This is a genomic window from Adhaeribacter aerolatus, assembly GCF_007991635.1.
In the GTDB taxonomy this organism is placed as follows: Bacteria; Bacteroidota; Bacteroidia; order Cytophagales; family Hymenobacteraceae; genus Adhaeribacter; species Adhaeribacter aerolatus.
Genome location: NZ_BJYS01000023.1, coordinates 91,519 through 102,696, shown reverse-complemented (window position 1 = coordinate 102,696; position 11,178 = coordinate 91,519). Strand labels below are relative to the sequence as shown.

The 11,178-nt window shown below is 45.1% G+C and carries 10 protein-coding genes; 7 read left to right on the top strand and 3 right to left on the bottom strand.

What is annotated here, in order from left to right:
- Positions 1-360: 360 nt before the first annotated feature.
- Together AAE02nite_RS15640 and AAE02nite_RS15635 are read right to left on the bottom strand one after the other, a co-directional pair.
- Positions 361-798, bottom strand: a complete 438-nt coding sequence (locus AAE02nite_RS15640; RefSeq protein WP_146899404.1) for a hypothetical protein — start codon at positions 796-798, stop codon at positions 361-363.
- 127 nt (positions 799-925) lie between these two features.
- On the bottom strand, positions 926-1,348 hold the full coding sequence (locus tag AAE02nite_RS15635; protein WP_146899401.1) for a hypothetical protein: 423 nt from the start codon (positions 1,346-1,348) through the stop codon (positions 926-928).
- A 295-nt stretch (positions 1,349-1,643) separates the two neighbouring features.
- On the opposite strand from AAE02nite_RS15635, the gene AAE02nite_RS15630 reads away from it, so the two are divergent.
- The 6 genes from AAE02nite_RS15630 to AAE02nite_RS15605 all read left to right on the top strand — a co-directional run bounded on the left by AAE02nite_RS15630 (position 1,644) and on the right by AAE02nite_RS15605 (position 8,313).
- The gene (locus tag AAE02nite_RS15630) at positions 1,644-2,093 is read left to right on the top strand and encodes a GNAT family N-acetyltransferase (RefSeq protein ID WP_146899398.1); all 450 of its coding nucleotides are present in this window, start codon (positions 1,644-1,646) and stop codon (positions 2,091-2,093) included.
- 165 nt (positions 2,094-2,258) lie between these two features.
- Positions 2,259-2,717, top strand: coding sequence for a peptide-methionine (R)-S-oxide reductase MsrB (msrB, locus tag AAE02nite_RS15625; RefSeq protein WP_146899395.1), 459 nt, complete (start codon positions 2,259-2,261; stop codon positions 2,715-2,717).
- 318 nt (positions 2,718-3,035) lie between these two features.
- Entirely contained in the window at positions 3,036-3,722 is a 687-nt protein-coding gene (locus AAE02nite_RS15620) for a TetR/AcrR family transcriptional regulator (protein ID WP_146899392.1), read from the top strand.
- A 55-nt stretch (positions 3,723-3,777) separates the two neighbouring features.
- The gene (locus AAE02nite_RS15615) at positions 3,778-5,481 is read left to right on the top strand and encodes a peptidase domain-containing ABC transporter (RefSeq protein ID WP_146899389.1); all 1,704 of its coding nucleotides are present in this window, start codon (positions 3,778-3,780) and stop codon (positions 5,479-5,481) included.
- Between the two features lie 3 nt (positions 5,482-5,484).
- Positions 5,485-6,864 carry an HlyD family secretion protein gene (locus tag AAE02nite_RS15610; protein ID WP_146899386.1) on the top strand — a complete coding sequence of 460 codons (1,380 nt, stop codon included), beginning with the start codon at positions 5,485-5,487 and terminating at the stop codon, positions 6,862-6,864.
- 6 nt (positions 6,865-6,870) lie between these two features.
- A complete protein-coding gene (locus tag AAE02nite_RS15605; protein ID WP_146899383.1) occupies positions 6,871-8,313 on the top strand; it encodes a TolC family protein in 1,443 nt (480 codons plus the stop codon).
- A gap of 127 nt (positions 8,314-8,440) precedes the next feature.
- Here AAE02nite_RS15605 and AAE02nite_RS15600 read toward each other — a convergent pair whose 3' ends face one another.
- Entirely contained in the window at positions 8,441-9,562 is a 1,122-nt protein-coding gene (locus AAE02nite_RS15600; protein ID WP_146899380.1) for an acyloxyacyl hydrolase, read from the bottom strand.
- Positions 9,563-9,916: 354 nt separating this feature from the next.
- On the opposite strand from AAE02nite_RS15600, the gene AAE02nite_RS15595 reads away from it, so the two are divergent.
- Positions 9,917-11,158, top strand: coding sequence for an SGNH/GDSL hydrolase family protein (locus AAE02nite_RS15595; protein WP_146899377.1), 1,242 nt, complete (start codon positions 9,917-9,919; stop codon positions 11,156-11,158).
- Positions 11,159-11,178 lie beyond the last annotated feature (20 nt).

Genomic DNA, 11,178 nt, shown 5'->3' with positions numbered 1-11,178 from the left:
ATTTAATATAAGGAAAGTACAGAAAGATTAATTTAAATGAAAGAAAGAAATACCAGAGTGGTTAAAATTATTTATGATATACAGATAATAACAGTGCACCAGGCAGAAGTGCGTAAGTGATGCTCTTTCTGCCGCCACCGTTAAGTCTGTTGGTAAGAGGTGAATAAAAAGTTGTTGTATTGTTAAGCATTTTTTGGCGTTTCTGCTAAGACCTGCCTGCAATGCTTCCGACCTTTCCTGTACCGCTACCTTTTTTTAAGCTCCTTATACCCTTGAGATATACCGCCCCTATGAAAAGTGCTTTTTATTAGCTGTTATAACTATTTGGTATAATTATTCAGTTAGAAAAAATTACCACTCCTAAACCACGGTAGCTTTTATACTGCTGAAAAGCCAGTCATAAGCGGCCTCTTTGTCGAAATGTACTTTTATCTGGCCGGCAGAGGACGTGTCACTTTCTTTTTTTTCGTAAACCTGGTTTGGGTTCGTCATTACAAAACATTCCGGTGCCATTACAATGGCAATGCAGCGGATAATGTTAGCTTTAAGCAAAGGCGTCATTCTTTCCAGCAACCAAACCTGGTTTTCGCGTTCCATGGCCTTTATCTGGGTTGCATCGGTCAGCCAATAATTAATATTCTTACTGGCAGCCGCATCAAAAGCCAGGCGGTAGCCATTGCGGAAATGTTCCTTATCCGGGTTTTTCAGAAAAGTTAATTCCAGTACCGCAAAGGCTTTATCAACCCGGATTTGGAAAGCTTCGTCTTCGTAAAGTGGTTTTAAAGATAAGGTAGCCATACGCCTGGCTTTTTGAAAATATTATGAAGAATATAAAACTATCTACTTCTTTAAGCTAAAATGGTTTTACGCTTACCAGAATAACTAATCTGCCCTGTATTTTGTTTGAATGTAGAAAATTATTATTTCATTTATTTCTGCGGTCTTTTCCTTTCGGTAGATTTTTTCGGTTCTGTAATTCCTTAAACTCTTCCGTACTCACTGTTACCGAATATTCAACCGAGGTTAAAATAGATTCGGCCAGGTCAAAATCGTATTCCAGCGTTACCAGCAGATGTTTGTTCGGGTTAAGCTCGTAATTGTCGCCAGCTTTATCGTAAACTTTAAATTCGTGTTCGCCTTCTTCTAAGTATTTATTATCAGAACGCGCCAATTGGTCGCCGGTTAGTAGCAGCGAATTTTGCAGATTATCGATTAATTCGAAAGGCTGAAAGTACCGGCCATCTTTTTTGTGGGTGATATAAGTAATCGTGTCTATTTGGATTTGTATATCCTGGTGCTTGCTGTCTCGTTTGTTTTTTATTTGCAGGATGTCGCCTTTAATATTCATTTGGGTTGATTTAGCGCTTTTTTCAGCGAAATATTAGTTGTTATTATCTATTAATGTCTTTTGCCGGAAGCCCGGTGCTGTGTAATATTAAGCTTTTCTTCCTTGTGGTTAAGCGCTTTAAACTAAAGCTAAGCCAGCAATATTTATTATACCCCGGGCCCGATTTTTAAACTAAATGGCTTGCTGGTTAGTTGCGCAGCTAATGGTATTCGCGTATACTTGCCACCCCAAATAATCTGGAGGTTAAAGTTGTTAAATAGCTGCCACCAAAAAACTATCCGGTACTTTTAAACCAATGGAACTAACAGCAATTACCAAGCCTTTCCACGAGTTAACGCCGTTGGAGTTATACGCTATTTTACGGCTCCGCAACGAAATATTTGTGGTAGAGCAAAATTGCGTTTTCCAGGATGCCGATAACAAAGACCAGGGCTGCCACCATCTAATGCTTTTCCAGGCGGAAGAACTGGTGGCTTATGCCCGGTTAGTGCCGGCTAGCCTAACTTATCCCGAACTATCTATTGGCCGGATTGTTACCAGCCGCAAGGTTAGAGGCTCTGGTATTGGCCGGATATTAATGGAACACGCTATTGAACAAACTTATAAATTATTTGGTAAAGGCCCCATCCGGATTGGCGCTCAACTGTACGCCACTAGCTTTTACAAAAAGTTCGGTTTTGTACCCGATGGCCCGGTTTACGATGAAGACGGCATCGACCATATCCAGATGTTGATACCAGCATAACCTAAAATCTTATTTTGCCATTGCCGTGCTAAAAGCCAGAAGTGAAATGCGCTGGTAAAGTCCTGGTGTGTTAATACCCGCTACCTGGTTGTGCAACTAACCTTGAACCTAACCTTAAGCCAGCCTGTTTTCTGTTAAACTTACCAGAAAAAAGCCAGACGCTGTATGTTACGGTGGATAGATGTTTTAAAATTTGCCAAGTACAGCAATCCGGAGCCTTATCGCCGGGTTGAGAAAACGGACGCAGCATGGCAGGCGCAACTCACCCCGGCGCAGTTTAATATTTTGCGACTGAAAGGCACCGAGCCACCTTACCGCAATGCTTATTGCCGCTCGTATGAACCCGGGGTTTATGCCTGCGTAGGCTGCGGTAGTTTGCTGTTTAATTCCACCGAAAAATACCACGCCATTTCGGGTTGGCCCAGCTTTACCCAACCCATTACCAAAGCCGCTATTAAATACCTCTTCGACGACACCCACCACATGCACCGCATAGAAGTACAATGCAATGTTTGCGAGGGCCACTTAGGCCATGTATTTCCCGATGGTCCCGCACCCAGCGGCTTGCGTTATTGTATTAATTCCAAAAGCATTATTAGAATCGAGCCGGTTATAAATAATTGATATTCTTGAGATTAAAAGAGAAAATTAAGTAATAAATACAGAGAGAGTTTTCAATTGCCCTTTATTAAAAAGTTCCGAGGCAAGAGCTCTCTCAAACTCAAAATACTTCAAAACTTCCTTTCTCAGCTTTCCGGATTCGGTACACCTTAAACCAAGAACTATATTTTAGACAAATAAAAGTGTTGCATATATTTTTGATAGTATTACTATTATTATTAAAAGCTTCATTATCTTTGTTTCTGAAGATCCAGCAGCTAAGTGGTATTAAGCTACTAGCTGCCCGTTGGAGTTGGGCAATTAAGAAGATATTCATTAAAAATGGCAGCAAGCATCCATATCAGTTTAAATCATAAATCTTACCTGCGGGAACCCGAGAGCACAGAACTTGGCCGGAAAATTATTAGTGAGAGCATTAAAATGATTGATGCTTTAGGCTTTGAGCAGTTTACTTTTAAAAAACTGGCCGCTGAGATTGGCTCTACGGAGGCCTCTATTTACCGGTACTTCGAGAACAAGCATAAGCTTTTGGTTTACCTGGTATCGTGGTACTGGGCCTGGGTAGATTATACCGTTACTTTTCAAACGCATAATTTACCAGATCCGCGGCAGCGTCTCGACCGGGCTTTAGAAGAGCTGGTTAATGCCGGGCAAGAAGACGACCCGAGTGTAGCCTATATTGATGAGCGTATTCTGTACCGGATTGTAATGGCAGAATCTTCCAAGGTTTACCTGACAAAAGAAGTAGATGCCGAAAATAAGGAAGGATTTTTTCTGGAGATTAAAAAATTTTGCCGACACCTGGCCCAATTGGTGCTGGCGGTAAATCCGGATTATCCTTATCCGCATGCGCTCGTTAGTACCGTTATGGAAGCCGCCCACCAGCAATTATATTTTGCCAGCCACCTTCCATCTCTAACCGAAATCAAATATTCACAACGACCGGTTGAAGAAACTATTCAATTTCTGAAACATTTGGTCTATTCGGCAATTGATAATTCAAAATAATGGAAAAACGAACGAAGCAATGGCAAATTCTGAAAGTCTAAAACCTATAACACCCATGCAGCGGTTTCTGCGCCTGCTGGCTTCAGAAAAACGAGAAATTGTTTACCTGTATATCTACGCGGTAGCAGCCGGTATTATTAGTTTGGCGCTGCCGCTGGGTATACAGAGTATTATTGGTTTCGTTTCCAGCGGGCAGATTCCGGTTTCGGTGGTAGTGCTGATTGGCCTCATTGTTTTGGCTTTGCTTATTGTGGGTGGCCTGCAGGTAATGCAGTTATGGTTGGTGGAATATCTGCAGCAACGCATTTTTGTGAAAACCGCCTTCGACTTTGCGCACCGGATTCCGCGGTTTCAGGCCGAAGCCTTAAGTAAATATTATCCGCCAGAGCTCATGAATCGCTTTTTCGATGTGGTATCGCTGCAAAAAGGGCTTGCTAAAATATTGCTCGATTTTTCTACGGCGGTCATTCAAATTCTTTTTGGCCTGATTTTGCTTTCCTTGTACCACCCGTACTTTATTTTCCTGGGTATTATTCTGATAACGGTTCTGGTCTATATAATCTGGAGTACCGGCAGAAAGGGTGTAGAAACCAGCATCATGGAATCGAAATATAAGTACAAACTGGTGGCGTGGTTAGAAGAGTTAGCCCGCTCCATGAGTACCTTTAAATTTGTGGAGCATACCAATCTGCCCACTTCGCGCACCGACTCTTATGTAAGCAGCTACCTGAAAGTCAGGAAAGAACATTTCGGGGTATTAATGACCCAATACCTGAGCTTTGTGGGGTTTAAAACGGTTATAACCGGGGGCTTGCTGGTACTGGGTTGTATTTTAGTAGTACAACGGGAAATTAACATTGGGCAATTTGTTGCTTCTGAAATTATTATCATTTTAATAATGACGGCGGTAGAAAAAATTATTGTAAAGCTCGATACCGTGTACGATGTTTTAACCAGCCTGGACAAATTAGGCCATGTAACCGATTTACCGATTGAAGAAATAAAGGGCATAAAACTAGAAGATATGCCCCTGCCGGGTGGGCTAGGTATACAGGTTAAGAACCTGCGGTACCTGTATCCGAATACCTTAAAAGCTTCTCTGGAAAATATTAACTTCAGCATTAAGCCTTCGGAACGTATTTGCCTGGCTGGTTACAACAATTCGGGTAAGAGTACCCTGGTTAGCTTGTTACTGGGGCTGTATTCGGCCTACGAAGGCAGCATTGTTTACAATGACGTTTCGCTGCGCGATCTGCACATTGGCAGCTTACGAAGTTTGATCGGCGATAATATTTCAAAAGATCAGGTTTTTGACGGCACTCTGCTGGAGAACTTAACCCTGGGGCGGGAATTACCCATGCAGGATATACTTTGGGCAACCGATATGGTAGGCCTGAATCAGTTTGTGCATGAATTACCAGAAGGGTTTCAGTCTTACCTCGTCGGGGGCAGTCAGCGTTTGCCCAGCACCATTGCCCGCAAAATAGTAATGGCCCGCAGCCTGTTGCAACACCCTAAGCTCCTGATTATTGATGATTTTTGGGTGGGCATGAGTAGAAAAGAAAAAATGAACCTGATGCGGATGCTGACGGGTAAGCAATTCGAATGGACCATGATTATAGTTTCGAACGAACCGGATGTAATGGCACTTTGTGACCGGACTTTGTTGCTGCAGGAAGGGAAACTGGTAGCCTCGGGTAATTTTGCCGAAATAAGCCAGCACGAATTGTTAAGAGAATTAACCGAAATACCGGCTTAAGTTATGCCTGAAATTAATAATGAAATAAACAGCGCGGACCTGATGCAACTGGAATCGATGCGGCAGGTACAAACCCCCCGGTTGGGCCGGCTGCTTACTTATTGGCTGGGCGGGATTTTCCTGGTATTAATCCTTTGCTTGTTTTTGCCCTGGACCCAGAATATTCGTTCTACTGGTTCGCTGACGGCTCTAACACCGCAAGACCGGCCCCAAACCATAGAAGCCGTTATTGCCGGCCGGATTCAGGCCTGGCATGTAATGGAAGGCGCTTTGGTAAAAAAAGGTGATACCATTGTAAGCATTACTGAAGTTAAGGAAAAATATCTGGATCCGCAGTTACTGGCCCGCCTGAGCGAGCAGGTAGAAGCCAAGCATGGTGCCGCCAACGCTACCGAAGCCAAAGCCCAGGCAATGCAGGCGCAAATACAAGCCCTGCGCCTGGGTTTAACTTTTAGCTTGCAGAAAGCCCGTAATAAAGTACAGCAAACGCGCCTGAAACTGCAAAGCGACAGCATGGACGTGGTAGCGCAACGCACCGACTTAACCATTGCCGAATCGCAGTTTGCCCGCCAGGAAAGCCTCTACAACCAAGGTTTAAAATCCCTGACCGAACTGGAATCCCGTCGCCTGAAACTACAGGAAGCCCAGGCCAAACTACTTTCGGTAAAGAATAAATATGATGCCTCCCGGGCCGAGTTGCAGAATGCCCGCACCGAGCTAAACTCTTTGCAGGCCGAATACGCCGATAAAATAGCTAAGGCTGATGCTGAATTAAACGCCACCCGCTCGTACATCTACGGCACCCAGGCCGAGCTTTCGAAGCTGCAAAATGAATACAGTAACACCCAGATCCGGAGCCAGTATTATCACATTCTGGCCCCGCAGGACGGTTACCTGGTCCGGACGTTGAAAGCCGGATTAGGAGAGACCATAAAAGAAGGGGAACCGGTAGCTACTATTATGCCGGCAAACCCGCAGTTAGCCGCGGAGCTTTACGTTAATGCCCTGGACCTGCCTTTGATTAAGCGCGATGATAAGGTCCGGCTGCAGTTTGAAGGATGGCCTGCTCTGGTCTTTTCGGGTTGGCCCGGTGCTAGTTTTGGTACCTTCGGGGGGCAGGTAGCGGTTATCGATAACACCGGCACCAACGGCCAGTACCGTTTATTGGTGGTGCCCGACCCTGAACAGGAACCGTGGCCCAATGCTTTGCGGGTAGGTTCGGGGGTTTTCGGGTGGGCCATGCTCAATACCGTACCGATGTGGTACGAAATCTGGCGGCAGTTAAACAGCTTTCCGGCCGATTACACCGGCGGCAAGGAAACCGGCACCCAGGATAAGAAAACCGCTAAAGCCAGTACAGACCAAGCTAAAGAAGAATATTAAGGCATCATGAAAAATATTCAGCTTTATATGCTAAAACTTGAGCTGGTACTGGGTTTGCTGGTGCTGGGTTTATCTCCGGCAAAAGCGCAAAACCCCGATTCGGTGCAGGTGCTTACCTTACAGGAGTTTCACCGGCTTGTTTTGCAAAACCACCCGGTTGCCTCCCAGGCCGCATTGCTAACCGAGCAAGCCCGGCAAGAATTACGGATGGCCCGCGGCACGCTCGATCCGGTTATCAGTTCTAAAATTTACCGCAAAGAATACAACGGGAAAGAATATTATCATCTCTGGAATAATACCCTGGAAATTCCTACGTGGTTCGGCTTCGATTTAAAAGCTGGCTATGATCAAACCCGCGGCCAATATTTAAACCCTGAAAACAACACGCCGGCCGGCGGTTTAAGCTTTGCGGGCGTTTCGGTACCACTGGGCCAGGGTTTGTTTATCGACCAGCGCCGGGCTACTATTAAGCAAGCCGTGTTGCTGCAGGATATTGCCGAGGCCGAGTGGGTAAAACTCATAAACAAGCTTTTGTTGCAGGCAACGAAAGATTACTGGGACTGGCTTTTGTATTACCGCGAAATGCAGCTTTACCGCGAAGCCCTGGAACTTGCTGATTTCCGGCTGAAAGCTGTCCGGATACGCGTGCGGGAAGGCGACCTGGCCGCTATTGACACCGTAGAAGCTTTAACCGAAGTACAAAACCGTCAGGTGCTGGTGCAGCAGGCGCAACTTGCCTATAATAATGTCCGGCTAATGGTAGCCACGCACCTCTGGGCTGAAAACGCGGTCCCGTTGGAGTTACAGGAACGAACCGTGCCCGCTTTAACCGGCAGTGAACTTACTACGCTGCCCCAGGACTCGATGCAGCAATTGCTGGAACTAGCCAAAACCAACCACCCGGATTTGCGCAAAATTAACCTGAAAGGCCAGCAATTACAGGTAGAACAACGCCTGGCTACCGAGAAGTTAAAACCAAAACTCAATGTAGAATATAATGTACTCCAAAAAGATTTTTACCTCCGCCCGGATGCTTTCGAGCGGCAGTACCTGTGGGCCAACTACAAATTAGGGATGAGTTTTAATGTGCCATTATTTCTGCGGGAAGAAAGGGGCAAACTCCAGCTTACCAAAGCCAAGCAGCAAGCCAACAACCTGGAACTCCAGCAAACCACCCGTGAAATAGAAAACAGTTTACTGGCCGCTTTTAACGATTGGGAGTCGCTGGCCGCGCAAATAAAATTGCAGGAGCAAATGGTAGAAAATGCAAATAAGCTCCGGAACGGCGAGGTTATTCGTTTTCAGAACGGGGAGAGTTCTTTGTTCCTGGTAAATTCCCGGGAAGCCAAACTGCTGGAGTCGCAACAAAAGCTTTATTCCCTCCAAACGAAGTACGCGAAAGCTAAAACTTTACTTTACTGGTCTGCCGGCAATATGGTGGTGGAGTAGTGTTACCTGCAAAAATGATTATGCTTAAAATTGTGCTTTCAAAATTTATTAGAAGAATAAATCGAATACGGCTTCCATTAAAAAGATAACACAAAAGGGTGAAAGCAAACTTCAAAGCTCTGTGGTATTAATTGGGTTTCTTCTGAAAAGAATAAGATAACCGCAAATCAATAAATTCAGCCACCTCACTGTGCGCCAATAAATTAAACCCTGCCCCAAACTGTTGGTTAATCCGGTAATGCAAACCCCAGCGGTGAAATAATTTTTCGAAGTACGGAGTTTGATCAAAAACGTAGTAGCCTAACCGTTGGCTAAATAAAAATTTGCCTAAAATAAATTCGTGTCCGGCCATTACACCGGCTTTTACCGGACTGGCCTTTATAGAAGCTTTGGTAAGCTCATTTTGAAGTTCTTCGTCGTGGTAAACTTCGGCGCTTAGGGTTAAAGCGCTAATACGGCCAACCTGCTTGGCTCTCTGTACTGCTAAGCCCATTAAAGGCGAGCGGATGCGATTCCGGTTGGCATCGTAGCCTCGTCGGGAAGTGCCAAATGCGGTAACCTCCCAGCGCGGTGCATAAGTTCTCCAATATTTTTCTTTTAACCGCGTGCCCCTATAATAAGGCCGGATCAGCGGCTGGTAACTTACCGAAATGCCGGCAGTCGGCCAATTTATTCCCTTGTTAGGCTGCTTCATGCCTCCGTTGGATACATGCTGGTAATTAACCGAAGGGTTTAGCCACCAGTGGTTGTTCAGGCGAAACCAGGCACCGGCCCCAAACAACAGGTAAGCGCTCACGGCAGTACTGTACGATTGATTGGCCGGGTTGCGGATGCTATCAAACGGGTTAGTAAGGTAAGCTAAACCGGCGGCTCCTTTAAAGGGAAAAAGTGTTTTGCGGCTAATGCGGTAAGTAGGCTCCAGAAAATAAGCGGCAGTAGTGCCTTTACCCAAAATAGCATTATCAAAATTATAATAAGCGAGTAATATTCCCTGGCGCGGAAAACAATTACACAGGTTCCAGGTGGGCGCATCGTTCCGTTGCCGACTCAGGATGGCCTCTACGCCGGTAGGCCGGGCACCTTTGGTATTTTGTACGGCCTGGGAGTGCGGGAAAATAAAACCGTGCTGCAAACCTGTGCCAACCGAAAATAAGTCTTGCAGCCTGCCGGAATTGCTTCTGTTCTGAGTGGAATCAACCTGGGCAAATAGTGGTGGAGTTAAAGCGTTTATTCCAGTCAATAGCAGCATTAATTTACAACTTCTTAATGTACCGGAAGGCCACTTCAAGGTATTAATCCAGTAATATTTAAACTGCCTAAAATATGCCGTCGTTAAGTCGAAAGTGCTTCCCTAGAAACTAAATATTTTTAAATTCAAGCAGCAAAACAGTAGTAGTAAATATTTGTACCTGTTTATTTTGATTCATTCTTAAAGTTAAGACTCCATTTTTTGCCAAAAGTTTTCTGTTTTACAATAAAAATATAGCTAATTCAATCCGGTAAGCAGATAATATTATTATATTTCTCGTTCAATCGCAGCACTTTAACCAAGTGCATTTATCCGGATTATTTCTGCCGGAAATATTACTTAAATTAATATTGCATGAGAAAGCTATCCACCACACTTAGCTATATTTTATTTTGGCTTTTTACCTTATCCTACGGAAAAGTAACTGCCCAAAATGCCGCTCCGAAAACTGCGCCAGCCGATACCAACTTTAACCTAAAAAACGGTGATCGGGTAGTTTTTCTGGGAAATTCTCTGTTTGAAAACGACATGCCGTATGGTTACCTGGAGTTCGTTTTGACTACCCGCTGGCCGAACCAAAACGTTACTTTCCGGAATATTGGCTGGACCGGAGATACCGTTTGGGGCGAAGCCCGCAGCTATATTTCCTCGCCGAGCGCCTATGATTTATTAATCGAGCAATTAACCAAGGCGCAACCTACGGTGGTATTTATCTCTTACGGTGCCATCGAGGCCCAGGAAGAAGAGGAGGGTGTTGCCCGTTTTAAACAGGGCTTAAACAAATTGCTCGATAAAATAGAACAACTGGGTGCCAAGGCCATTCTGTTGTCGCCGATACCGATGATGACTACCGAAACACCCACCCAGGTAGCGCCGCGGAATGCCATGCTGGAACTGTACGCAACCACTATTGCCAAAACAGCGGCGGAGCGCAGCCAGCGATATATTGATATCTACCAGCCAATGCTGGCGCTCAACAAACAGGTGAAAATATCGGATAATGGGGTGCACCTGAACGAAACCGGTTACTATTATCTGGCTACCACCTTAGAAAAAGGACTGGGTTTAACACCGCGCCAGGATTCGGCCATTATCAATATTTCTAAAAACGCGGGAGAGTCCACTGCTCCGGTTAAAATTATAAATGCGGGTAAGGATAAAGGCCAAGTTACATTTACCCTGGAACCGGAATATTTGCCGCTACCATTGCCGCAAATAGCAGAAGGAACCGCAGATAAAGCTCAGCTAATAAAAATACCCGGCCTGAAAAAAGGCATTTATACGCTTACGGCCAACGATGACCAGGTTATTACGGCTTCGGCCGCGCAATGGAAAGAAGGGGTAGCCATTCGGCACGGGGCTTCATTTAACCAGGCGGCGCAATTGCGGGATTTGATTTTTAAAAAGAACCAGTTATTTTTTCAACAGTACCGCCCGCAGAACCGGACTTATATTCTGGGGTTTCGCTCCCACGAACAAGGCCGGCACGTCAAGGGCTTAGAAGATTTAAATATTATTATTGCCTGGCTCGAAGGACAAATTGCTTTAACCCGCCACCCAAAACCAATGGTGTATCAGCTTACCCTTGTTAAATGACATGAAAGAGAAAAAAAGAA